This is a genomic window from Cryobacterium sp. MP_3.1 (genome assembly GCF_035984795.1).
GTDB classification, from domain to species: domain Bacteria; phylum Actinomycetota; class Actinomycetes; order Actinomycetales; family Microbacteriaceae; genus Cryobacterium; species Cryobacterium zongtaii.
Genome location: NZ_JAXCHV010000004.1, coordinates 140,513 through 164,459 on the forward strand (window position 1 = coordinate 140,513; position 23,947 = coordinate 164,459).

Sequence of the window (23,947 nt, forward strand, 5' to 3'; positions counted from 1 at the left end):
TCCGTCGAAGGTTTGACCCTTAGTCAGACCACTGTGCCAGCATGAGGAGATGACGTACCTTCCCGCAGACACCCGTTACGACTCCATGCCCTACCGCCGCACCGGGCAGAGCGGCCTCAAGCTGCCCGCGATCTCGCTGGGCCTGTGGCAGAACTTCGGCGATGGCGCCCCCGTTGAGACGCAACGCGCCATCCTGCGCCGCGCCTTCGACCTCGGCATCACCCATTTCGACCTGGCCAACAACTACGGCCCGCCCTACGGCAGCGCCGAGACGAACTTCGGTCGCATCTTCGCCGAGGACTTCTCCGCCCACCGCGACGAGACCGTCATCTCCACCAAGGCCGGCTACGACATGTGGCCCGGACCGTACGGTGACTTCGGCTCGCGCAAGTACCTGCTGTCCAGCCTCGATGCGTCGTTGAACCGGATGGGCCTGGACTACGTCGACATCTTCTACTCCCACCGCGCCGACCCGGAGACCCCCCTCGAGGAGACCATGGGCGCGCTGCACACCGCCGTGACGAGCGGCCGGGCGCTGTACGCCGGCATCTCCTCGTACTCACCCGAGCGCACCCGGCAGGCCGCCGAGATCCTCGCCGACCTCGGCACGCCGCTGCTGATCCACCAGCCGTCCTACTCGATGTTCAACCGCTGGGTCGAAGACGGCCTGCTCGACACCCTCGACGACCTCGGCGTCGGCTGCATCGCCTTCTCCCCGCTGGCCCAGGGGCTGCTCACCGACCGGTACCTGAACGGGGTGCCGGAGGGCTCCCGCGCGTCGCAGGCCGGTTCGATGAGCCGCGACATGGTCAACGACGCCACGGTGGGGCGCATTCGGGCCCTGACCGAGATCGCGGATGCGCGTGGCCAGTCGCTCGCGCAGCTCGCGCTGTCGTGGGTACTCAGGCGCCAGACCGTCACCTCGGCCCTCGTGGGGGCCTCCTCGGTCACGCAGCTCGAGACCAACGTCGCCGCGATCGACAACCTCGTCTTCACCGACGAGGAGGTCTCCGCGATCGACGAGCACGCCGTCGACCTGGGCATCAACCTCTGGGAGCCGTCCAGCGCCGTCTAGTCAGCGCCGTCTACTCCACCGAGTTGCCCCTTAACGGACGAATTGCCCCGGCGCACCGGGGCAACTCGTCCGAAACAGGGCAACTCGGCCCCGAGAAAACTACGCGTTGACCAGCGAACGCTCGATCACCGAGGTGAAGAACGCCAGCCCGTCCACGCCGCTCCGCATGGCCAAAGCAGTGTCGGGGCCGAAGCCGGGCTCCACGGCGTGCTCGGGGTGCGGCATCAGGCCCACGACGTTACCGCGGGCGTTGCTGATGCCGGCGATCTCGTTGAGCGAGCCGTTCGGGTTCACGTCGAGGTAGCGGGCGATGACGCGGCCCTCGCCCTCGAGGCGGGCCAGGGTGTCGGCGGAGGCGATGAAGCCGCCCTCGCCGTTCTTCAGCGGGATGGTGATCTCCTGGTCAGCAGTGAAGCCGTTGGTCCAGGCGGTGTCGGTGTTCTCGATGCGCAGGCGTTGGTCGCGGCAGATGAACGCGCCGGCCTCGTTGCGGATCAGCCCGCCCGGAAGCAGGTGCGCCTCGGTGAGCATCTGGAAGCCGTTGCAGATGCCGAGCACGGGCATCCCCTTGTTCGCGGCGTCGATGACCTCGGCCATGATCGGCGACAGGCTGGCGATCGCGCCGCAGCGCAGGTAGTCGCCATAGCTGAACCCACCGGGCAGCACGAGGGCGTCCACACCGTGCAGGTCGTGCTCGCCGTGCCACAGGGCCACGGGCTGTGCGCCGGCCAGGCGGATGGCGCGCTGGGCGTCGCGGTCGTCGAGCGAGCCCGGGAAGGTGACGACGCCGATGCGCATCAGTGCGTTTCCTCGCTCGTGGCCTCGAGCACGAAGATGCTGGTGACGTCCTCGATCACGGAGTTGGACAGCACGGTGTCGGCGAGTTCCTGCACCTCGGCGAGCAGCGCGGCGTCCGCGGGGCCCTCCACGGTGAGTTCGAACCGCTTGCCGACGCGCACGCCGGTGAACTCGGTCTTGCCGAGGCGGCGGAGGGCGCCGGCGACGGCCTTGCCCTGGGGATCGAGCAGTTCTGCCTTGGGCATAACTTCTACGACGATGGTTGTCATGTCACTTCCGTAAGACGTCGGGGGCGGATGCGTCGATTCTACAGGCCCGCAGGGGAGCCGAGTCCGGCCTGGCCGAGCAGGATACCGCGCAGCACGTCACGCACGGCCGCGACGCCGTCGTAGGTCTCCACGAAGCTGGTGCTCAGCGGCGACAGCCCGATCCGCAGGCCCTCCGGCGCCCGGAAGTCGGGGATCACGTCGTGCTCCCAGAGGATGCGGGTGACCTGGCGCATGGCGGGATGGTTCACGGTGAGATGGCCGCCGCGGTGGGTGTGCTCGCGCGGGGACGCCACGGTGACGCCCATCGGCACCAGCCAGGCATCCACCAGGTCCAGCGCGAACTCGGTCAGCGCGACCGACTTGGCGCGCACCTGGTCGATGCCCACCTCGTCGATCATCGCGATGGTGTCCTGCATGGCGAGCATGCCCACGATCGCGGGCGTGCCGCTCATGAAGCGGCGGATGCCCGCGGCCGGCACGTACTCCGGGCCCATCGCGAACACGTCGGCGGCGCCCATCCAGCCCTGGATCGGCTGGGTCAGGTCCGGTTGCAGCTCGGCACGCACATAGCCGAACGCGGGGGCGCCGGGTCCGCCGTTGAGGTACTTGTAGCTGCAGCCCACGGCCAGGTCGACGCCGTCGAGGTCGAGGTTCACCGGCACGGAGCCGGCCGAGTGACAGAGGTCCCAGAGCACCAGGGCGCCGGCCTCGTGCACGGCGGCGGTGATCGCGGGCACGTCGGCGAGGTAGCCGGAACGGTAGGCCACGTGGCTGAGCACCACGAGCGCGGTCTGCGGGCCCACCACGGCGCGCACCTGGTCCACGGTGACGCCGCCGGTGCTACTCGACTCGATCCAGCGTAGGGTGAGGCCGCGTTCGGCGGCGATGCCGGCGAGCACGTACCGGTCGGTGGGGAAGTTGTCGGTGTCGAGCACGATCTCGCTGCGCTGCGGCAGCGAGTCGACGGCGGCCCGGGCGAGCTTGTAGAGGGTCACGGTGGTGGAGTCGCCGATGAACACCTGCCCGGGGCCGGCGCCCAGGGCGGCCTGTCCCAGCGCGTCCCCGATGGTCAGCGGCAGTGCCATCCACTCGTCGTCCCAGCCGCGGATCAGCCGGGTACCCCAGGCGGTGCCGAGGAACTCGGTGATGCGCGCCACGCTGGCGATGGTGGGGCGGCCCAGGGAGTTGCCGTCGAGGTAGACGATCGACGGGGCGTCGGGGGTGGCGGTGTCGTCCAGGCCCACGAACCGGCGGCGGTAGTGGCCGAGACCGTCGATGCGGTCCATCCGCCGGGCGAACGCGAGGTGGGCGTCGAGCCCCTCGGCGACGGTGCTGTCGTGCTGGGTCATGTTCTGAGGTCCTCGAGGTCGGGCCGGGGGAGAGCGCGGGCGGCGAAGCGGCGGGGTGACGTCGGCCGGATCCCGCGACTAACGGTAACCCGCGAGGTCGGCATCGTGGGGGCGACCGGCGGTGTCATGCCGACCGGGGCGTTCAGCGGCCCACGATTCCGAGTCTGTAGGCGAGGATCACGGCCTCGACCCGGTCGCGGAGGCCCTGCTTGAACAACACCCGCCCCACGTGCGCCTTGACCGTCGATTCGCTGAGGTGAAGCTCCTCGGCGATCTCGCCATTGGTCGCCCCCAGGCCGATGAGACGGAAGACCTCGCTCTCGCGCGCCGTGAGCGTGCTGAGAAGTGTTGCCGGTTCGGGGGCGACGACCGCGGCCAGGTGCGGTGCGGCGACCTCGATCAGCTTCGCGGTGATCCGCGGCGACACGACGGCGTCGCCGTGGTGCACGGCGGTGATCGCGGCGACCAGGTCGGCCGGACGGGTGTCCTTCAACAGGAACCCGGACGCTCCGGCCTGGAGGCCGCCGAAGGCGTACTCGTCGAGGTCGAAGGTCGTCAGCACCAGTACCCGGGTGTCGGGCACCAGAGACGTGATCCGCCGGGTGGCTTCGATCCCGCCGATGCCGGGCATCCGCACGTCCATCAGCACAACGTCGGGGCGCAGTCGTACGGCCGCGTCCACGGCGGCCTCGCCGTCGCCGGCCTCACCCACGACGATCAGGGTGGGCTCTGCCTCCAGCACCAGAGAGAACCCGTACCTGACGAGCTGCTGGTCGTCCACCAGGAGCACTCGGATGGCGTCGGTCATGCTCTCTCCTTCGTCCAGAACAGTCGCACGAGAACGCGCCAGCCGCCGCCGGCGGCCGGACCGGCCTCCACCGAGCCGGCATAGAGCGCGGCTCGTTCACGGATGCCGAGAATCCCACGACCAGGCGGCCGTGCGCCGGGCGCGGCCGGGGCGTCATCCTGCACCATGATCGTGACCGACTCGGCCGACCACGTCACGCCCACCGTCACCTGCGTCACGCCGCGCGCGTGCCGCAGTGCGTTCGTCAGCGACTCCTGCACGATCCGGTACACGGTCAGCCCCACGGCCGGGTCTGCGGATGCCGAGCCGGCCAGGTCCAGCCGCACCGGCAGCCCGGCTCGCCTGAACTGTGCGGCCAGGTCGGTCAGCTGGAGGGCCCCGGGTTGGGGAGCGTGCTCCAGCGTGGGCGTCTCCCCGTCGGTGCGTACGGCCCCGAGCAGCCTGCGGAGCTCGCCCAGGGTGTGCCGGCCGGTCTCGGCCACCTGCGCCATGGCCGCCATGGATTCCGTCGGACGCTCGGCGGCGGATGCCCGCGCCCCTTCCGAGAGAGCGACCATCACCGAGACGCTGTGCGCCATGACATCGTGCATCTCTCTGGCAATGCGTTCACGCTCCCTGGCGCGCGCGATCTCGGCCTGTTGGTCCCGTTCCCGCTCGAGCTGAACGGCCCGGTCGACCAGCGCCGCGACGTACCGGCGTCGCTGTCCGGCGTTGACCCCGAACAACTGCGCGACCAGGAGCGGAACCAGCATCACGATCGCGGCGTTCAGCCAGTCGTTGAGCGGGTCCGCTGAAACGGGTGGTGCCGTGGGTTCCCAGAGTGGCAGGCCGTCCCTGGTGCGCTCGATCAGGATCCACGCGGCACCGCTGGCGACCGCCGATGCCGCCAGGTAGCAGGCCCACGCCGTCAGGGCGGAGCGGTAGGTGCCGACAGCGAACAGGGTGATGAGCGGGAGCACTGTTTCCGCACCAGTGCCTCCCGCCAACGACAGCACGCAGAGCACGGTGGCGGCCACGAGCATCAGGACCGGCCGGCGCCGGCGGAGCAAGACCGTGGCGACGCCCGCGAGGAGTAGCATCACCGTGAACCACGCCGGGGTGCGCAGCGGCGGGTTCGCGGAGATGAGGGCCAGCCCGGCGGCGAAGAGGCCGTAGAGACCGGCGGTGATGGCATCCGACAGCCACGGGAAGCGCAGCAGAGCCCGGCGCAGGGCGCCGGGCGGCGACGGCAGCACGAGGCCGTCCGGCGATGAGGTTGCTTCGCCGAACGGTCCTCTCCGTGCAGGTGTCAGGGTTCCTCCTCGCGAGGCAGCATCGCGCCGGTCTGCAGCGAAACGGCAGTCCACGCTAACACCACCGATCCGCTCGAGACCGGGCTGAGTCTTCGGGCGCCGATCAGGCATCCCGGCGACGTAGCCGGATGGCGCCCAGCACGATGAAGACACCGGCCCAGACAACGGCGACCGTCATGCCGGCAGCCGGGCTGATATACCCGTCGACGAGATCCAGGAACACTCCATCGGCATCACGGGCGTTGCTCATGGCGTCGCCCGCCTTCGACATCGAGAGGAGGTGAAGGTTCCGCACCAGTGTTGACGCGGGGAGGACGGACAGCACCACCGGCAGCAGGAGGATCACCGAGAGAACTGTCGCGACGCTGGCGGCGACAGAGCGCAGCAACGTCCCGATGCCCAAGCCGAGGACAGCCGAGAGGCCGACATACACGGATCCACCGATGAGGGCGAAGAACACCCCGGGGGCGGTCAACCCGATCTCGATCTCGAGGGCGGCGAACATCGGGTACGTCACGGCCCACGAACCGAACAGGGCGACGAGCGCCGCGGACGTCGCGGTGCAAAACAGCGCGATGGTCTTCGCGGCGAGCACGGTCACCCGGGAGGGAACGGCGATCAGCGTCGAGTGAATGGTTCCGCTGGAGTACTCCCCGCTGATCACGAGCACCCCGAGAATCCCGGCAATGAGCTGCCCGAACAAGACAGTGCCGATCGTGATCTGATCGAGCGTGAACCCCACCGAGGGCCCTGACGGCAAGCCGGCGTCTGCCATGGTCATGGCCAAGAGGACACTCACACCGAGCCCGAACACGATGATCGCGAGCACGAGTCCAACGGTCGAGCGAAGACTGGTGAGTTTGATGAACTCCGAACGCAGCACGCCGGCGAAACTCAGACTTTCCTGACCGGGGATGAAGGTCACACGCTGTTTGTCGATGGTGGTCATTGGTGGGCTCCTGTTGCTGCTGGATTCGACGAGCGGTATTCAACTTCTCCGGCGGTGAGGGCGATGTACGCCTCTTCGAGCGAACCCGACACCGATGCGACCTCGTGCAGCACGACGCCGGCCGTGGACGCCGCGACGGCGACCTCTTCGGCGGTCAGCCCCGAGATCTCGATCGCGCCATCCGTCAGCATCGAGACGACGATGCCAGGGCCGGCGATGGTTTTCACCAGGCGTTCTGCGTCATGCGTGCGCACGCGGGTCACCGAACGGGTGGCTCCCGCGATGATGTCCCCGATAGCGCCCTCCGCCAGGATCCTGCCGCGTCCGATCACGATGAGCCGGTCGGCGGTCTGCGCCATCTCGCTCATCAGGTGCGAGGAGAGGAGCACGGTGCGCCCCTCCGCCGCCAGGCTTCGCATGAGCGTCCGCACCCAGCGGACGCCCTCGGGGTCCAGACCGTTCACCGGTTCGTCGAGAATGATCGTCGCTGGGTCGCCCAGCAGGGCGGTGGCGATTCCCAGCCGTTGGCCCATCCCGAGTGAGAACCCGCCGACGCGTCTACCGGCGACGGAGTCCAGTCCGGCCAGGCCGATGACCTCGCGCACCCGGGCCGCGCCGATGCCGTGCGTCGCCGCAATGGCGAGCAGGTGCTTGTAGGCCGAGCGGCCGCTGTGAGCGGCCTTCGCGTCGAGCAAGACGCCGACCTCCCGGAGCGGTGCGCGGTGCTCATGGTACGGGCGTCCGTTCACTTCGACGCTGCCGGCGGTCGGCCGGTCGAGACCGACGATCATCCGCATCGTCGTGGACTTCCCCGCCCCGTTCGGGCCGAGGAACCCGGTCACTCTGCCGGGCAGCACCTGGAAGTCGATCCCATCGACGGCGGTTCGTTGGCCATAGCGTTTCGTGAGCGTGCGTGCCTCAATCATGTGTGTTCTTTCGCATACCAATCACGCTAGGAGCCCGGAGCGCGCACCACATCGGCCCACGGTGCACAGTTCGTGGCCGGCGCCCGGTACCCCAGTACTGGGTGCAGCCGGGCGGGCGGACCCGCCAGGCCGCTGGGCGCCGCCCCACCGGCCCGGGTTGCGGGGAGGCTTCCCTCCGCGACCTCGCAGGAAGGGGATCTAGAATCGACCCCATGACTACCTCTGCCCGGCCCCCGCAGGACGCGTCCCAACCGCGGCGCCGCGACGCCCGGCAGAACCGGGAACGCCTCATCGACGAAGCCCGCAGCATGATCGCCGAGCACGGCGTCGACGCCTCGCTCGAAGAGATCGCCCGCCGCGCCGATGTGGGCGTTGCCACCCTGTACCGCAACTTTCCCACCCGCGACGACCTGGTCAGGGCCCTGTACGATATCGCCCTCGCCGAACTGTTCGCCGTGCGCGGCGAGATCGAGGCGGCACCGTCGGCCTGGGCCGGTGTAGTGCTCTACACCGAGCGCCTCGCCGAGTGGCTGGTGGCCGACCCGTCGCTGCCGCCGATCCTCAAGCGGATGGCGACCATCGATCCCACGGCGCGGCCGTCTGTTGAACTCGAGAGCTTCATCGCCGCCCTCGTGCTGCAGGCCAAGAAAGACGGCGAGTTGCGCCCGGATGTCGACTCGATGGACCTGGCCGTGCTCGTCACCATGATCGGGTCGCTGGGCACCCTCGGCGGCGGTTACACCGGCCAGTGGCGCCGGCAGCTCTCCCTCGTTCTCGACGGGCTGCGGATGCCGGAGAAGCCCCGCCCCAAGCTGCCCGGGCGTCCGCTGAGCGTCAAGGAGTTCCAGGCCACGGTGCACGGCCTCACCCGCCGCGCCAAGCGCGCCGCCCGCGGCTCCCGCTCCGCCACCTGATCCACCACCACCCGGTCGGGCGCAGGCCCACTCGCGGCACGTGTTCTACCTGGCGGCAGGTGTCGTGCCCCGCGGCCCGTGTCTCAACCCGTGCCGCCGGATCGAAGGAGTGCCGCGAGGTCCGCGCTACGCGGCGGTCAGCAGCCCGAGCAGCTCTCGGTACCGGGCCGCGGTCTGCGCCACGATCTCGGCGGGCAGCTCCGGCGGGGTGCCGGTCTGGTCCCAGTTCGCGGCCAACCAGTCGCGCACGATCTGCTTGTCGAAGCTGGCCATGCGCTCACTGGGGGTGGCGCCGTCCAGCCATCGCGCCGCATCCCAGTACCGGCTGGAGTCGCTGGTGAGCACCTCGTCGCCGAGGGTGAGCAGACCGGTGGAACGGTCGGCGCCGAACTCGAACTTGGTGTCGGCCAGGATCACTCCGGCGGTTTCCGCGATCACGGAGGCCCGGTTGAAGACCTCCAGTGATGCGTCCCGCAGCGCCGCCGCCACGTCGGCGCCCACGAGCTCCACGGTGCGCTCGAACGAGATGTTCTCGTCGTGCTCGCCCATCGGGGCCTTCCACGCCGGCGTGTAGATCGGTTCGGGCAGCCTGTCGCCGTTCTGCAGCCCCTCGGGCAGCGGGATGCCGCAGACAGTCTGGCTGGCGACGTACTCGAGCCAGCCGGAGCCGGTGAGGTAGCCGCGCACGACGCACTCGATCGGGTACATGTCCAGGGTCTTGCAGAGCATCGCCCGGCCGGCGACGGCGGCGGGGATCAGGCTCGACGCGTCAACCCGGTGGTCGGGTACGAGGTGGTTGGGCACACCGTCGAGCTGGCCGAACCACCACAGGCTCAGGGTGGTGAGCAGTTCGCCCTTGCCGGGGATGCCCGGTTCGAGGACGTGGTCGAATGCGCTTACCCGGTCGCTGGCCACGACGAGGACCCGGTCGGCGTCGGCCAGGCCGGTCGCGCCGTCCGGCACATACAGGTCGCGCACCTTGCCCGAGTACACGTGCTGCCAGCCCGCCAGGGCCAGAGCGGCCATCAGTTCGCGACCTTGGCGGCGATGTCTCCGCGGTGCTGAGAACCCTCGAGCCCGATCAACCCGACGGCTTCGTAGGCACGCGCTCGGGCCTCGGTGAAGTCGGCGCCAACGGCCACGACGCTGAGCACCCGGCCGCCGGTGGCGACCAGCGCCGAACCGTCCAGGGCGGTCGCGGCGTGCGCGATGGTCACACCGGTCACGGTCGCGGCCTCGGCCAGCCCGGTGATCACGCGTCCGGTCACGGGGGTCTCCGGGTAGTTCTCGCTGGCGATCACCACGGTCACGGCGGCGTCGGTGGAGAACTCCGGGCGGGGCAGCCCGGCCAGTTCCCCGGTCGACGCGGCCAGCAGCAGGCCGGACAGCGGCGTCACCAGGCGCGGCAGCACCACCTGGGTCTCCGGGTCGCCGAAGCGTGCGTTGAATTCGATCACCCGGATGCCGGCATCCGTGAGAATCAGCCCGCAGTAGAGCAGCCCGATGAACGGGGTGTCCTCGGCGGCGAGCCGGCGCACGGTGGGCAGCGCGATCGTCTCGATGACCTCGTCGACAAACGCGGTCTCGCTGCCGAATCCGGCATCCAGCCAGGGCAGCGGTGAGTAGGCGCCCATGCCGCCGGTGTTGGGGCCCTCGTCATTGTCCGCGAGACGCTTGTAGTCCTGGGCGGGGGAGAGCGGCAGCACGGTGTGGCCGTCGCTGAGGAAGAAGAGGGACACCTCCTGGCCGGAGAGGAACTCTTCGACGAGCACGGCGCCGTGCTGCAACCAACGCACCGCGTGGGCGAGGGCGTCATCACGGTCGGTGGTGACGAGCACACCCTTGCCGGCGGCCAGTCCGTCGGCCTTCACCACGTAGGGAGCACCGTATTCGTCGAGGGCGCCCTGCGCCTCGGCGAGGTTGCCTGCGCGCACGGCGCGGCCGGTGGGCACGCCGGCCTCGTCCATGATGCGCTTGGCGAAGGTTTTGCTGCCCTCGAGGGCGGCGGCGGCCTGGCCCGGCCCGAACACGGGGATGCCACGGGTGCGCAGGGCGTCGGCGACGCCGGCCACCAGCGGCGCCTCGGGCCCCACCACGACGAGGTCGATGTTGTGTTCCTGGGCGAAGTTCGTCACCACGTCGGAGTCGGTGGGGTCAAGATCGACCACGGGCACGTCGGCGGCGATGCCGGCGTTGCCGGGGGCGGCGATCACGTGGGGTCGCGGCTCCTCACGCAGGAGGGCAGTGACGATGGCGTGCTCGCGGGCACCGGAACCGAGGACCAATATTCTCACCGGATCAGGCTACCCGGCGAACGCGGTCGTGCGCACCCGAGCGTCTGCGGGGCGTCACAGACCATCAGGAGGCGGCAGACTGGGAGCATGGCACGCGCGAGGATCGATGACGGGTTGGGCAGAACCGCCGTGAAGGCGTACCTGGCCGACGAAGCGGGCGCGACCCGCGACACCCGGGCGCTCGCCGTGCGGTACACCCTGCAACTCCTCGCCGAGCAGGCCGAGGGCAACACCGTCGAGGTGCGGGTTCCCCCGTTCGGCGCCACCCAGTGCATCGCCGGCCCCCGGCACACCCGCGGCACCCCGCCCAACGTGGTCGAAACGGATGTCGCCACCTGGCTCGGCCTGGCCACCGGCACCCTGGCCTGGAGCGACGGTCTCGCCTCCGGCCGCATCCACGCCTCCGGGCAGCGCGCCGACCTCAGCGCGGAACTTCCGCTGTTCCGCTAGCCACGCGCGATGCGCTGCTTCTGTTCCCCGTGCGGACTTCTGCGTCCGGTGCACCGGGCGCAGAAGTCCGGATCGGCAACAGTTGCGGTGCCCGGCTCAGGCCAGGATGGCGCTGACCTCGGCCCGCGACGGCATCGAGCTGGTGGCGCCGTGCCTGGTCACCGAGATCGACGACGCCACGGTGGCCCAGCGCACGGCGTCGATCATCCGCTCCTCGGTGATGCCGGCGGCGGACACGGCGCCGGTCGACCGTACCGCAGCCAGTCGCGCCACCAGCGCGCCCACGAAGGTGTCGCCCGCGGCGGTCGTGTCCACGGCCGCGACCGGTCGGGCCGGTGCCAGCCCCAACACCGTGCCGTCGTAGGCGACGATGCATCCCTCGGCGCCGAGCGTCACGATCGCCCAGGTGCGGGCGGCACTGAGCACCTCGGCGGCGCGGGCCGGATCGCTCTCACCGGTGAGTTCGGCGGCCTCGATCTGGTTGGGCACGACCAGGTCCACCGACGCCAGGAAACCCGCGGGCAACTCAACGACGGGCGCGGGGGTGAGCACCGTGAAGACGCCGTTCGCCCGGGCGATCGTGATGGCCGCCGCCAGCGCCGCCACCGGAAGTTCGCACTGCATCACCAGGAACGAGGCCCGCTGAATCGTCGATTCCTGCTCCGCGGTGAGTGCGGTCACCGTGGCGTTGGCGCCGGACACCACGACGATCGAGTTCTCGCCGGAGTCCACGACGGAGATGTGCGCGGTGCCCGTCGGCGCCGTCACCTCGGCCAGGCCGACCGCACCGATGCCCTCGCCGGCCACGAGGTCCCGCAGCTCGCGGCCGTAGCCGTCTGCGCCGACGGCGCCGATGAAATCGATGTCGCCGCCCTGCCGGGCCGCGGCCACGGCCTGGTTCAGGCCCTTGCCGCCCGGCACGGTGCTGAAGCCGGTGCCGAACATCGTCTCGCCGGGCTTCGGTAGGCGGGGCTGGCGCACCACGAGGTCCATGTTGGCGCTGCCGAGCACGGCGATCCGGTTGGTCCTGCTGAAATCGTTCACCGGCCCAGTCTGACGGATGCCGCGTGCGACAATAGAGGCGTGAGCTCCGCAGATCAGCACGACGACGCCGAGACGCGACAGTCCGGCAGCGTTCCGCCAGCCGTGATCCGGCCCGGCCCGGCCGTCTTCGCCGGAACCCCGGTACCCGTCGAACCCACCGAGACCGTCGTATCGGAAGACACTCTCGTTGTGCGTCGGTCGCCCAGGTACACCAGCTTCATGATCGTCGGCGCCGTCGTCGGCGCCCTCCTGGCCCTGCTGCTCACCGTGATCTATCCGCGGAACGCCGAATTCGATCCGGCCCAGGTCTTCGGATTCCTGCTGCTGGGCGGCGTCGCGATCGGTGTCGCGGTCAGTTGCCTCGTCGCGATGGTGCTCGATCGAATCGTCGGTCGCTCCTCGACCACGGTCGTCGTCGATAGACTTGACGCGAACTCAACACGCGCCTTCGAGAATGCGGATCCTGGATCCGACCCCCAACCTTCCAACGAGAATTCCTAGTAAAGGGGCTGCGGCTTGCCCGGTGGCGACGGACGACTGAATCATGATCTTCTTCCTGGCGAGAAGGGTCCGCAGGATGCCTGCGGAGTCTTCGGTGTCTGGGCTCCGGGCGAAGAGGTAGCCAAGCTCAGCTACTTCGGCCTGTACGCCCTGCAGCACCGCGGCCAGGAATCGGCGGGCATCGCGACCAGCGACGGCTCGAAGATCCTCATCTACAAGGACATGGGCCTGGTCTCCCAGGTTTTCAACGAGGCCTCGCTGAGCACCCTGCTCGGCCACCTCGCGGTGGGGCACACCCGCTACTCCACGACCGGGTCGTCGAGCTGGCAGAACGCCCAGCCCACCCTCGGCAGCACCGCAGCGGGCACCGTCGCGCTCGGCCACAACGGCAACCTCACCAACACCGCCGAGCTGCTCGAGCTGGTGCGCGAGCGCTATCCCAAGGTCGACGGCGAACTGGCCCGTGGCAACACCACCGACACCGCGGTGATCACCGCCCTGCTCACCGGCGACCTCGACCACAGCCTCGAAACCACCGCCATGGAGGTGCTCCCGCGCCTGCGCGGCGCCTTCTGCCTGGTCTTCATGGACGAAACCACCCTCTACGCCGCCCGGGACCCGCAGGGCGTGCGCCCGCTGGTGCTCGGCCGGCTCGAGCGCGGCTGGGTCGTCGCCTCCGAAACCGCCGCCCTCGACATCGTCGGCGCCAGCTTCGTGCGGGAGGTCGAACCCGGTGAGCTGATCACCATCGACGAGGACGGCCTGCGCAGCCAGCGATTCGCCGAGGTCAAGCGCGCCGGATGCGTGTTCGAGTACGTCTACCTCGCCCGGCCCGACACCACCATCGCCGGCCGCGGCGTGCACGAAGCCCGCGTCGAGATGGGCCGCCAGCTTGCCGCCGAGTATCCCGTCGAGGCCGACCTCGTCATCCCCACCCCCGAGTCCGGCACCCCCGCGGCAATCGGCTACGCCCAGGCATCCGGCATCCCGTTCGGCCAGGGCCTGGTCAAGAACACGTACGTGGGGCGCACCTTCATCCAGCCGTCGGAAACCATCCGGCAGCGCGGCATCAAGCTCAAGCTCAACCCGCTCAAGGCCGTGATCAAGGGCAAGCGGTTGATCGTCGTCGACGACTCCATCGTGCGCGGCAACACCCAGCGCGCCCTGGTCAGCATGCTCCGCGAGGCCGGCGCCGCCGAGGTGCACGTGCGCATCTCCAGCCCGCCGATCACCTGGCCGTGCTTCTACGGCATCGACTTCGCCTCCCGTGCTGAACTCATCGCCACCGGCCTCGGTGTCGATGAGGTGCGGCAGGCCATCGGCGCCGACTCACTCGGCTACCTCTCGGAGGACGGCATGATCGCCGCCACCGAGCAGCCGCGAGAGAGCCTGTGCACCGCCTGCTTCACCGGCGTGTACCCGATCAAGCTGCCCGAGACCCAGCACCTGGGCAAGAACCTCCTCGAGCGCGACTTCTCCACCTCCGACGGATGCGATCCAGGTCCCGACGCGGAGTTCGAGAGCGTGCTCACCCCTGACCCGGAGCGAGCCACCGTGCTCATCGAACACGGTCAGGTCCCGTTCGGCGATCCCGGAAGACCAGAATGAGCAACGCAAGCTACGCCGCCGCCGGAGTCGACACCCACGCGGGTGACCTCGCGGTGTCCCTGATGAAAACCGCCGTCTCGGCCACCCACGGTCCAGAGGTGCTCGGCGGCTTCGGCGGTTTCGCCGGTCTCTACGACGTGTCGTTCCTCACCGGCTTCACGCGCCCGCTGCTGGCCACATCGACGGATGGCGTCGGCACCAAGGTCGCCATCGCCCAGGCCCTGGACAAGCACGACACCATCGGCCAGGACCTGGTGGGCATGGTCGTCGACGACATCATCGTCGTCGGCGCGCGCCCCCTGTTCATGACCGACTACATCGCCTGCGGCAAGGTCGTCCCCGAGCGCATCGCGTCCATCGTGGAGGGCATCGCCAAGGCCTGCGCCGCCACCGGCACCGCCCTCGTCGGCGGCGAGACCGCCGAACACCCCGGCCTGCTCGGACCCGACGACTACGACGTGGCCGGAGCCGCGACGGGTGTCGTCGAGGCCGACCAGGTTCTCGGCGCAGAGCGCGTGCAGTCGGGCGACGTCGTCATCGCGATGGCCTCCTCCGGTCTGCACTCCAACGGGTTCTCCCTGGTGCGGCACATCCTCGCCCAGCGCGGCATCGGCTACACCGACACCTCCGCCGAGCTCGGCGGGGTCGTCGGTGAGGCGCTGCTCGAACCCACACGGCTCTACACCGGCCCGCTGCTCAGCGTGCTCTCCGACCCCGAACTGGCCGGCGTTGTGCACTCGCTCAGCCACGTCACCGGTGGCGGCATCGCCGCCAACCTGGCCCGCGTGCTGCCCGTGGGCAGTTGGGTCGAGGTCGACAGGTCCACCTGGTCACCTCCTGCGGTCTTCAGGGTGCTCGGCGACATGGCCGGCTCCACACTGGAGAGCGCAGAAGGCACCTGGAACCTCGGCGTGGGCATGTTCGCCGTCGTCGCGGCACACGCCGCCTCATCCGTGATCGCCCGCCTGCAAAACGAAGGCATTCCATCCTGGGTCGCCGGCCGAGTCTCGATGGCTCCGCACGACCTCACCGGCTTCGAGCAGGGAGCCAAGGGCGTCAACGGCGGGGCCGTTCGCCTGGTCGGCGGCTACGCCGCCTGACCCCGTCTCACCCGGCCATCGGGCGCGACAACGGACCGCCCCGAGGCAACTGCCTGGGGGCGGAACCGACGCTGAGAGTTGCCAGGGAAGCGGTCGACGGGCGCGCCAAAACGACAGCCGCGCACGAGAACGTGCGCGGCTGATCGAGAAACGGGCTAGGCGCGCTTCTTCTCGTCTTCGGTGTCGTAGTGGTCGACATAGTCGTCCGACTCGTCCGACGTCGTCTTGTTCGCTTCGTACTCCGGCCACTTGGCCAGGTCCTCGTCGAGCCGCGGGTCGGTCACCGGATGCCCGGTGAGCTCGCGTTCGAGCGCGTTGTAGTTGGTGTCCGGGCTGAAGTACTTCAGCTCGCGGGCAACCTTGGTGTGCTTTGCTTTTTGACGGCCGCGCCCCATGCGTGACCCCCTAACGATGCCAGGCCGGGTGAGTGATGAGTCACCCGGGAGTTGCCGAACGGAATAGTGAAATCTAGCCGCTAGTTTAGCATGGTGGGCCTCTCGCCCCGATGCCGCGGCTCTGCGGCCAGAACCCAGGGAGTAGGACGCATGGTGAACGCCACGGCTGTGCCGGTGGTGATCATCGGTTCCGGCCAGGCCGGTCTCTCCGTGGCGTACCACCTCAAGCGGTTCGGGCTCACGGCGGGGCGTGATTTCGTGATCTTCGATCGCGGTGCTGATGCCGGTGGCGCCTGGCAATACCGCTGGGAGTCCCTGCGCCTCGGCGCTGCTCACAGGGTCAACGACCTCCCCGGCCTGAACGAGCTCGGCCTGAGCTTCGAGACCGCCGACCGTTCCCGGCCCGCGCGGGACGTGGTGAGCGAGTACTACCGGCGTTTCGAGGAGCATTTTGAACTCAACGTCGTGCGCCCGGTCTCGGTTCAGTCGGTGTTCAACCGACGAGCCGACCTCGTCGTACGCACAACGTCCCCGGTCTACGGCGAGCGGGAGACCCTCGCCGGGTTGCTCGTCAATGCCACCGGCACCTGGGGCGCGCCGTTTGTACCGCACTACCCGGGCGCCGGGCTGTTCGCCGGCCGCCAGCTGCACACCGCTGGCTTCAGGGATGCCGCCGAATTCGCCGGTCAGCGGGTCGTTGTGGTCGGCGGGGGCACTTCCGCGATCGGCTTCATGCTCGAGTTGGAGGGTGTCGCGGCGAGTCTGACCTGGGCCTCGCGTCGCCCGATCGATTGGGTGCACACCGAGCATCTTGACCTGGAGGGGGCGTCGGCAGCGGTGGCCGTGCAGGATGACGCCGCCCGCAACGGCCGCGCGCTGCCGAGCATCGTCAGCGGCACCGGCGTGCCGGTCAGCCGACGCATCCAGGGCGGTATCGACAGGGGCCTCCTGGTGGCACGGCCGATGTTCGTCGGCCTCGAGCCGACCGGGGTGCGGTGGGCCGACGGCTCCGTCACCGAAGCCGACGCGATCATCTGGGCCACCGGGTTCCGGCCGGAGCTGCGCCACCTGGCACCGCTGAAGCTGCGCGACCAGGCGGGCGGGCTCGTGGTCGGCGCCGGCTCCTCCTGGACGGACCCGCGGATCTTCCTGGCCGGCTACGGGCCACAGGCCAGCACCATCGGCGCCCGACGGGCCGGCCGGACCATTGCGCGGCAGGTCTTCGCCCTGTTCTGACGCGTGCCTACTTGCGCTTGCGCCGGTTCGGGTTGACCGGCCGGGGCCGCGGCTTCATCGGCGGGCTGGCCGGGCTCGACTTGGGGCCGACATCCTCTGTCTGCACTGCCACGCTCGTCGTGTCCACGCCCACCGGAGCGAGGGGCTTGCGCGGGATCGGGTGCGAGCGCACGGGCTCACCGCGACGCTCCTGGCCGGGGATCGGCCGGGACCTGCGCCCGTAGATGAGCTCGGAGGAGTCCAGCAGCCACGGCACCAGCGCGATGGTCACACCGTGCACGAGCATCAGCTTCTGGCGCAGTCGGCGGGCCTTGTGGTTGTGCAGCAGCGACTCCCACCAGTGCCCGACGATGTAGATCGGCGTGTACACGGTGACAACCTCGGACCCGTATTCCTCGCGGCGGTCCTTGATGTAACAGATCAACGGCCAGCTGATGTCGCGGTACGGCGATGCCACGATGTTCAACGGCACCTGGATGTTCTGCTTGGCCCAGTCGATGATGAGGTTCTCGGTCTCCTCCTCGTCGATCGACACGTGCACGGCCTCCAAGCTCACGTGCCGGGCCGCGATGGCGTAGTCGAGGGCCTTGAGCACGGGCTTCTGCATCTTGCCCACGAGCACAATGGCGTGGTCGCCCTGCGAGCCGAACGTCGTGATCGGGTCGACCTCGATCTCCTTGGCCACGTCGCGGTAGTACCGGTTCACGCCGATCATCAGCACGAACAGGATCGGCATCATCAGGAACACCAGCCAGGCGCCATGGGTGAACTTGGTGATCGTGACGACGATCAGCACCACGCCGGTGAGCGCGGCCCCGAAACCGTTGATCGAGAGGCTCCGGATGATCGAACCCCGGTTGGGCGGATCCGTCTTCAACAGGGTCAGCCAGTGCTTCACCATGCCGGTCTGGCCGATGGTGAACGACACGAAAACGCCGATGATGTAGAGCTGGATCAGCACCGTGAGGTTGGCCTGGTAGATCACGATGATCACGATGGCGGCCAGCGCGAGCAGCACAACGCCGTTCGAGTAGATCAGCCGGTCGCCGCGGGTGCTCAGCGACTTGGGCGCGTAGGAGTCGCGGGCCAGCACGCTGCCGAGCAGCGGGAACCCGTTGAAGGCCGTGTTCGCGGCCAGCAGCAGGATCAGGGCCGTTGCGCCCTGCAGGATGAAGAACATCAGCGAGTTGTTGCCGAAGGTGGCCGCAGCGATCTGGGCGATCAGGCTGCGCTGCGGCTGGGTCTCGCACTCCGCCCAGCCGATCAGGTCGCAGGGGTTCTCCGCGTAGTGCACCTTGGAGAACAGCGCCAGCGCGGTGAGCCCCACGAACAGCACAATGGCGATGCCGCCCATCAGGGTCAGGGTGATCTGGGCGTTTTTGATCTTGGGGCGTTTGAAGGCCGGCACGCCGTTGGCGATGGCTTCCACGCCGGTCAGGGCGCTACATCCGCTGGCGAAGGAGCGCAGCAGTAGCAGGATGAACGCCGTCTGGGCGAGGTTGTGGGCCTCCACCTCGAATCCCGCCGACTCCGCGATCGGCGCGTCGCCCAGGGCCACCCGGCCCAGACCGACGACGATCATCAACAGCACACTGCCGATGAACAGGTAAGTGGGCAGGGCGAATGCCTTGCTCGACTCGGCTACTCCCCGCAGGTTGACGGCGGCGAGCACGATGACAAAAAGCACGGCCAGTTCCACCCGCAGTGGTGCCAGGCCGGGCAGCGCCGAGATGATGTTGTCCACGCCGCTGGACACCGAGACCACGACGGTCATCACGTAGTCCACGAGCAGGGCGGATGCGACGACGAGGCCGGCCTTCTCGCCGAGGTTCTTGGAGGCGACTTCGTAATCGCCGCCACCGTTGGGGTAGGCCTTGATGAGCTGGCGGTACGAGGCCACCACCACCACCAGGAGCAGCACGACCACGGCCGCGACCCAGGGTGCGAAGCTCAGGAAGGCGAGCCCGCCGAGGGTCAGGATCATCAGAAGTTCCTGCGGAGCGTACGCGACGCTGGACAGCGGGTCACTGGCGAAAATCGGCAGCGCCAGGTGCTTCGGAAGCAGCTGCCCGTCCAGGTGTTCGCTGGCGAGCGGTTCGCCGATTATCCACCGTTTCGGTGATCGGGCTTCAGGTGCTGGGGGGTTCCCCTCTGGTGTCACGAGGGACGACACTACTCCGATGCACCTCGCTGTCAAGTTGTCGGCACATTGACAGGATCAGCCGGGCGTTTTCGCAGCTGCAGTCCGGTCGATCGTTCGCATCGTTCCGGCTGATGGGCGTGCAGTTCCGCACGCTGTGACTGGGGAGTCCGGACCTCCACCGTGCGTCCGGACTCTCCCAGCTGCCGCGCAGGTTACCGCGTGAGCGAGTCGCGGATGCTGACGCGCACGGCGTCGAGCTGGCGCCGCAGTTCCGGCACGGTGTCGACGGGCATCGTCGAACGGTAGGCCTGGCGGCGCAGGTCGGCGCGCAGCTGCTGCCTGAACTCGTTGAGCACCATGTCGGCCTCCCTCAGCGCCAGGTTCGCGTCGCCGGTGGGGCGGGCGTCCGCCGTGGACTTCGTCGGCTCTGGCGGCTTCTGGCGGGCGGCCGAGGCCAGGTCGGCGCGCAGGCTCTTCATGGCCTCGGTGACCCCCGTACGGACCTCGTCGGCGAGGCGACGCACCGAGTCGGTGACCTCGCTCTCGATATTGGCCAGGTCGTCCGCGCGGGCGGCGAGCTCGGCGCGGCCGGCGTCGGTGATCTCGTACACGGTCTTGCGGTCGCCCGCCGTCTTGGTGACCAGTCCCTCCTCCTCGAGCTTCGCCAGGCGCGGGTAGATGGTCCCGGCGCTCGGGCTGTAGGTGCCGCCGAAGCGGTCGCTCAGTGCCTGGATGAGCTCGTAGCCGTGCCGAGGACGCTCGGCGAGCAGGCTCAGCAGGTAGAGGCGCAGGCTGCCGTGGGCGAAGATCGGGGTCATGATGACGCTCCGTCAGCCGCGGTGTCGGTGCTGCCGGCCGTGCTGCCCGCGTCGTTGACGCCGGCGCCGTGGCGGCGGATGACCGAGATGTTTCCGGATACCGAATTCGCGCGCAGGTCGAGCCAGGCACCGTCGAGGTTGCCGGTGCTGCCGTCGTACCCCTTGCCGAGGGTGCCGCGGATGGTCTGGTTGTCCAGCTGCAGGGTGCCGGAGACGGTGTTGATCTTGTAGCGGGTCGGCACGTCGGCGCCGATGCGCACGGTCAGGCTGCCGCTGACCAGGTTGGTGGAGACCTGGTCTGGCACGCCGTCGATATCGAGGAAGACAGCGCTCGTGACGCCGTCGACGGTGAACCGGCCGATGTCGCCGCTCGCGGTGACGTCGCCGGATACAGTGTGCGCCACGATGTTGCCGGTGTGATTGCGTACCGACATCTCCCCGTTCACGCCGTTGAGCTCGAGGTCGCCGATGATGTCGTCGACCACGAGGTCGCCGGAGACCGTGCTGAGCTTGGCGTCATTGCGCAGCCCCGTGACGAGGGCGTCGGCGGTGACGACGCCGAATTTCATGGCGACATCGCGGGGGACGGTGATGCTCACCTCGGCCTTGGCGCTGCCGCGGAAGGAGGCGAACACGTCGATGAAGTTGTCCCAGCGCAGCTGGGGGTGATCGATCTCGAGGGTGTCATCGACCACCGAGATCTTGAGGTCCTTGCCCGAGACGCTGTGCACCTCGATGCGCGCGCCCGGTTCGTCGCTGCCGATCACATCGACTTTTCCGCCGATCAGGCCCACTTTGAGCGAGCGAACCAGCTCAACATCGATGACCTTCGTCTGCCCGGGGGCGACGAGCCATTTTTCCTGCGTCATAGTCTTCTCCTTCGCGATATATCGCGTTCAATGCATCTCAAGATATATCGCGTCTTGGCTCCGGGCAAGGCCCTCACGGCAAACCCGAAGGTAGTCCGGCCGGTCCGGTCAGTAGGGGAAGATCGTCAGCCAGTCGCGGTTGTGGGCGTGCACCAGCACGAGGAACACCGCGAGGTCGAAGAGCAGGTGCACGCAGACCACGTAGGTCAGCGACTTCGTGATCGAGAAGGTGTAGCCCTGCAGCAGGGCGAAGGGAATCGTCAGCAGCGGCCCCCAGCTGCGGTAGCCGAGTTCCCACAGGAACGAGACGAAGATCACCATCTGCAGGAGGTTCGCCGTCCAGAAGGAGAAGTGCCGTCTGAACAGGGCGAACACCGTGCAGATGAAGAACAGCTCGTCCCAGATGCCCACGAACCCCACGCCGACGAACAGCCGGCCGAGCTCGTCGGGCGCGCTGATGCTCGGCCAGTTCAGGTAGGCGCCGGAGCGGATGAAATAGCTCGGCAGTATGAGGTACCCCAGCAGCAGCACCCCCACCAGATACCAGCGTTCCAGGGCGGTCCAGCGCTGCCCGGTCTTGATCGGGAACCACACCTCGCGGTCCCCGAAAGCGCGCCGTGAGATGAGGTACGGCACGGCCACCGCGGCCGAGAGCACCACCCCCATCAGCGCCATGTTGGGATAACTGATGTCGGCCTCGACCGAGATGGTGCTGATGATCAGGAGCCCGACCGCGATGAGGAGCAGGTCGCGGAACAGCGCCCGGTCCACCAGCACGGCCACGAGCAGGGCCGCCGCGAGCGTGGCGTAACCGGGCAGCGGCATCCGCAGTGCGAACAACAGCACCGCCGAGGTCGAGATCAGGGCCGCCGCCAGCAGGCGAAGCGGCGCGGTCGCGGATGTCCGCCCCGGCGTCGCCGGGGCATCCACGGCGGCTTCGTCTCCCATCATGCAATTCTGGCCGAAACCACCGCCGGGGTAAACAGTGCTCCGCCCGGCCGCCGAGGGAGCCCCCCCCTGCCGGACCGGGTCATCGGGCACTAGGTTCGGTGGATGGCGACGAACCCTTCTCACGAGCCGGGCCCGACCGGTGCCCTCGAACCCGGCTCACTCGGGCCGGGTGACAACGGTCACTTGGATCCGGTCCTGCTGGCCGCCCGCCTCATCGCAATCGATTCCACCAACCCCGACCTCTGCCCGGACGGCGCCGGCGAGGCCGAGATCGCCGATTGGTGCGCCCAGTGGCTGGCCGCGCGAGGTTTCGAGGTGCACCGGCTGGAGGAACGCACCGGCCGGCCGTCCATCGTCGGCATCAAGCGCGGCACCGGCGATGGTGCCTCCCTGATGCTCAACGCCCACCTCGACACCGTCGGGGTCGACGGCTACGAGGACGACCCGTTCTCCGGCGCCCGGCACTCCGGCCGGGTGCGCGGTCGCGGTGCCTTCGATACCAAGGGAGGACTGGCCGCCGTCCTGGTCGCCGCGCACCGGGCCACCCTCACACCGCTGGCCGGCGATCTGCTGGTGACGCTGGTGGCCGACGAAGAATTCGGCAGCCTGGGCACCGAGGAGGTGCTGCGGCGGTTCACCGCCGACGCGGCCATCGTCGTGGAGCCGAGCGAGCTCAGCCTCACCGTCTGCCACCGCGGTTTCGCCTGGTTCGAGCTCACCCTGCACGGGCGGGCGGCCCACGGGTCGATGCCCGGCCAGGGCGTCGACGCCATCCGGCATGCCGGCCTGGTGCTGCAGTGCCTCGATGAGCTCCGGGCCGGTATGGAGCAGAAACCCGCGCACCCGCTGCTCGGCCACGGCAGCGTCCGGGTCGCCACGATCACCGGCGGTACGGATGCCGCGACCGTCGCCGCGAGTGCCACCCTCACCATCGAGCGGCGCACGCTGCCCGGCGAGACCCCGGAGCTGGTCGAGGCCGAGCTGCGGCGCCTCCTCGACCGCCTGGCCCGTCACACCGCCGACTTCCGCTACGACCTCACCCGGCTCGTCGCCCGCGGCGCATTCGAGGCCGATCCGAACTGGCCCATCGTGCGCCTGCTCGACGAGCAGGCCGAACGGGTGCTCGGCCACGCTGTCCTGCAGAGGGGCGAGCCGTTCTGGACCGACGCCGGCCTGGTCCGGGAGGCCGGCATCCAGTGCCTGCTGTTCGGGGTCGACGGCGCCGGAGCGCACGCCCCTGTCGAGTGGGCCACGGAGTCGTCGATCCATCAGGTCGCCGAGATCCTCGAAGACACCATCGTCGCATTCTGCGGTTGACATTGACGTAACGTCAAGAAATATCCTGGACGTCGTCGGGCGGCCCGCCCGACGCCGCTATCGAAGGGACCGCGACACCGATGGACCACTCGATCCAGGACGTCGCCCGGCTGGCCGGAACCACGAGTCGCACCCTGCGCCACTACGGCGCCGAGGGGCTGCTCCCACCGAGCCGGATCGCAGCCAACGGCTACCGCTACTACGACGACCGGGCGCTCGTGCGGCTGCAACGCATCCTGTTGCTACGCGCGCTGGGCCTCGGGCTGCCGGCGATTCGTGAGGTGCTCGACCGCGAGACCGACGAAGCGGCGGCCCTGCGATCGCACCTCGGCTGGCTCGAGCAGGAGCAACACAGGTTGCAGCGTCAGATCCGGTCGGTGCGGACCACCATCACAGCTTTGGAGAGAAAGGACCAGCTCATGGCAGAGGCGATGTTCGACGGCTTCGACCACACCACGCATAGAGAGGAGGTCGAACAGCGCTGGGGAGCCGACGCCTACGCCGGCGGCGACAGGTGGTGGCGGGGCATGAGCCCCGCGCAACGTGCCCAGTGGCAGGCCACGACCGCCGCGCTCCAGGCCGACTGGAAGGATGCCGCCGCACGACAGATCGCTCCCGCCGGTGCCGAGGCGCAGGAATTGGCCCGGCGGCACGTGGAGTGGCTCGACGGCGTGCCCGGCATCCCGCGAGAGAACGGCCACCCGGCCGCCGCCTACGTGCGCGGGCTCGGCGAGATGTACGTCGCCGACGACAGATTCGCGGCCCACTACGGCGGCCAGGCCGGGGCCGGCTTCGTGCGTGACACCCTGGCGGCCTACCTGGACCGCACCCTCTAACAAGG

The 23,947-nt window shown here is 69.1% G+C and carries 24 protein-coding genes; 9 read left to right on the forward strand and 15 right to left on the reverse strand.

Annotation, left to right across the window (positions count from 1 at the left end; translation table 11 throughout):
- The first annotated feature begins 49 nt into the window (after positions 1–49).
- Positions 50–1,075: an L-glyceraldehyde 3-phosphate reductase gene (gene mgrA / locus RCH12_RS04625; RefSeq protein WP_327016176.1), complete on the forward strand. Its 1,026-nt coding sequence runs from the start codon at positions 50–52 to the stop codon at positions 1,073–1,075.
- A gap of 99 nt (positions 1,076–1,174) precedes the next feature.
- On the opposite strand, the gene purQ is transcribed toward mgrA, so the two are convergent.
- From purQ to RCH12_RS04660, 7 genes are all read right to left on the reverse strand, one after another.
- Complete coding sequence (gene purQ / locus RCH12_RS04630; RefSeq protein ID WP_103430645.1) at positions 1,175–1,873, reverse strand: phosphoribosylformylglycinamidine synthase subunit PurQ; 699 nt, start codon at positions 1,871–1,873, stop codon at positions 1,175–1,177.
- Positions 1,873–2,142: a phosphoribosylformylglycinamidine synthase subunit PurS gene (gene purS, locus RCH12_RS04635; protein ID WP_327016177.1), complete on the reverse strand. Its 270-nt coding sequence runs from the start codon at positions 2,140–2,142 to the stop codon at positions 1,873–1,875. Before purS ends, purQ begins: the two co-directional genes overlap by 1 nt.
- 38 nt (positions 2,143–2,180) lie before the next feature.
- Positions 2,181–3,491, reverse strand: coding sequence for a kynureninase (locus RCH12_RS04640; RefSeq protein WP_327016178.1), 1,311 nt, complete (start codon positions 3,489–3,491; stop codon positions 2,181–2,183).
- Between the two features lie 142 nt (positions 3,492–3,633).
- The gene (locus tag RCH12_RS04645; RefSeq protein ID WP_103430642.1) at positions 3,634–4,299 is read right to left on the reverse strand and encodes a response regulator; all 666 of its coding nucleotides are present in this window, start codon (positions 4,297–4,299) and stop codon (positions 3,634–3,636) included.
- Entirely contained in the window at positions 4,296–5,534 is a 1,239-nt protein-coding gene (locus RCH12_RS04650; protein ID WP_327016179.1) for a sensor histidine kinase, read from the reverse strand. The genes RCH12_RS04645 and RCH12_RS04650 overlap by 4 nt, the downstream gene beginning before the upstream one ends.
- Before the next feature lie 160 nt (positions 5,535–5,694).
- Positions 5,695–6,540 carry an ABC transporter permease gene (locus RCH12_RS04655; RefSeq protein WP_327016180.1) on the reverse strand — a complete coding sequence of 282 codons (846 nt, stop codon included), beginning with the start codon at positions 6,538–6,540 and terminating at the stop codon, positions 5,695–5,697.
- Positions 6,537–7,466 (reverse strand): ABC transporter ATP-binding protein, encoded by a 930-nt coding sequence (locus RCH12_RS04660; RefSeq protein WP_327016181.1) that lies wholly within the window; start codon positions 7,464–7,466, stop codon positions 6,537–6,539. The genes RCH12_RS04655 and RCH12_RS04660 overlap by 4 nt, the downstream gene beginning before the upstream one ends.
- Before the next feature lie 212 nt (positions 7,467–7,678).
- Between RCH12_RS04660 and RCH12_RS04665 the strand changes: the two genes are divergently transcribed.
- Positions 7,679–8,380, forward strand: a complete 702-nt coding sequence (locus tag RCH12_RS04665; RefSeq protein ID WP_088457383.1) for a TetR/AcrR family transcriptional regulator — start codon at positions 7,679–7,681, stop codon at positions 8,378–8,380.
- Between the two features lie 126 nt (positions 8,381–8,506).
- Here RCH12_RS04665 and RCH12_RS04670 read toward each other — a convergent pair whose 3' ends face one another.
- Positions 8,507–9,406 (reverse strand): phosphoribosylaminoimidazolesuccinocarboxamide synthase, encoded by a 900-nt coding sequence (locus RCH12_RS04670; RefSeq protein ID WP_327016182.1) that lies wholly within the window; start codon positions 9,404–9,406, stop codon positions 8,507–8,509.
- Complete coding sequence (gene purD, locus RCH12_RS04675; protein WP_103431093.1) at positions 9,406–10,674, reverse strand: phosphoribosylamine--glycine ligase; 1,269 nt, start codon at positions 10,672–10,674, stop codon at positions 9,406–9,408. Before purD ends, RCH12_RS04670 begins: the two co-directional genes overlap by 1 nt.
- Positions 10,675–10,761: 87 nt before the next feature.
- Between purD and RCH12_RS04680 the strand changes: the two genes are divergently transcribed.
- Positions 10,762–11,124, forward strand: a complete 363-nt coding sequence (locus RCH12_RS04680; protein WP_103431092.1) for a sterol carrier family protein — start codon at positions 10,762–10,764, stop codon at positions 11,122–11,124.
- Positions 11,125–11,220: 96 nt separating this feature from the next.
- Here the strand turns inward: RCH12_RS04680 and RCH12_RS04685 are convergent, their stop codons facing one another.
- A complete protein-coding gene (locus RCH12_RS04685; RefSeq protein ID WP_327016183.1) occupies positions 11,221–12,168 on the reverse strand; it encodes a ribokinase in 948 nt (315 codons plus the stop codon).
- Between the two features lie 39 nt (positions 12,169–12,207).
- Between RCH12_RS04685 and RCH12_RS04690 the strand changes: the two genes are divergently transcribed.
- From RCH12_RS04690 to purM, 3 genes are read left to right on the forward strand one after another with little or no spacing between them, the layout of a single operon-like run.
- Positions 12,208–12,669 carry a hypothetical protein gene (locus RCH12_RS04690; protein WP_327016184.1) on the forward strand — a complete coding sequence of 154 codons (462 nt, stop codon included), beginning with the start codon at positions 12,208–12,210 and terminating at the stop codon, positions 12,667–12,669.
- Between the two features lie 15 nt (positions 12,670–12,684).
- Entirely contained in the window at positions 12,685–14,277 is a 1,593-nt protein-coding gene (gene purF, locus RCH12_RS04695; RefSeq protein WP_103431080.1) for an amidophosphoribosyltransferase, read from the forward strand.
- Positions 14,274–15,377: a phosphoribosylformylglycinamidine cyclo-ligase gene (gene purM, locus RCH12_RS04700; protein ID WP_327016185.1), complete on the forward strand. Its 1,104-nt coding sequence runs from the start codon at positions 14,274–14,276 to the stop codon at positions 15,375–15,377. The genes purF and purM overlap by 4 nt, the downstream gene beginning before the upstream one ends.
- A 155-nt stretch (positions 15,378–15,532) precedes the next feature.
- Here purM and RCH12_RS04705 read toward each other — a convergent pair whose 3' ends face one another.
- Positions 15,533–15,772 carry a DUF3073 domain-containing protein gene (locus RCH12_RS04705; RefSeq protein WP_088457376.1) on the reverse strand — a complete coding sequence of 80 codons (240 nt, stop codon included), beginning with the start codon at positions 15,770–15,772 and terminating at the stop codon, positions 15,533–15,535.
- Positions 15,773–15,922: 150 nt separating this feature from the next.
- On the opposite strand from RCH12_RS04705, the gene RCH12_RS04710 reads away from it, so the two are divergent.
- Positions 15,923–17,008: an NAD(P)-binding domain-containing protein gene (locus RCH12_RS04710; RefSeq protein WP_327016186.1), complete on the forward strand. Its 1,086-nt coding sequence runs from the start codon at positions 15,923–15,925 to the stop codon at positions 17,006–17,008.
- A gap of 7 nt (positions 17,009–17,015) precedes the next feature.
- Here RCH12_RS04710 and RCH12_RS04715 read toward each other — a convergent pair whose 3' ends face one another.
- From RCH12_RS04715 to RCH12_RS04730, 4 genes are all read right to left on the reverse strand, one after another.
- Positions 17,016–19,169: an APC family permease gene (locus RCH12_RS04715; RefSeq protein ID WP_207795487.1), complete on the reverse strand. Its 2,154-nt coding sequence runs from the start codon at positions 19,167–19,169 to the stop codon at positions 17,016–17,018.
- Between the two features lie 194 nt (positions 19,170–19,363).
- Positions 19,364–19,969, reverse strand: coding sequence for a PadR family transcriptional regulator (locus tag RCH12_RS04720; RefSeq protein ID WP_327016187.1), 606 nt, complete (start codon positions 19,967–19,969; stop codon positions 19,364–19,366).
- Complete coding sequence (locus tag RCH12_RS04725) at positions 19,966–20,838, reverse strand: DUF4097 family beta strand repeat-containing protein (RefSeq protein ID WP_103431074.1); 873 nt, start codon at positions 20,836–20,838, stop codon at positions 19,966–19,968. The genes RCH12_RS04720 and RCH12_RS04725 overlap by 4 nt, the downstream gene beginning before the upstream one ends.
- 108 nt (positions 20,839–20,946) lie before the next feature.
- A complete protein-coding gene (locus tag RCH12_RS04730) occupies positions 20,947–21,789 on the reverse strand; it encodes a CPBP family intramembrane glutamic endopeptidase (protein WP_442784556.1) in 843 nt (280 codons plus the stop codon).
- Between the two features lie 102 nt (positions 21,790–21,891).
- Here RCH12_RS04730 and RCH12_RS04735 point away from each other — a divergent pair, with 102 nt between their 5' ends.
- Together RCH12_RS04735 and RCH12_RS04740 are read left to right on the forward strand one after the other, a co-directional pair.
- Entirely contained in the window at positions 21,892–23,106 is a 1,215-nt protein-coding gene (locus RCH12_RS04735) for a M20/M25/M40 family metallo-hydrolase (RefSeq protein WP_327016189.1), read from the forward strand.
- Between the two features lie 80 nt (positions 23,107–23,186).
- Positions 23,187–23,942, forward strand: coding sequence for a MerR family transcriptional regulator (locus RCH12_RS04740; protein ID WP_327016190.1), 756 nt, complete (start codon positions 23,187–23,189; stop codon positions 23,940–23,942).
- Positions 23,943–23,947: the final 5 nt, after the last annotated feature.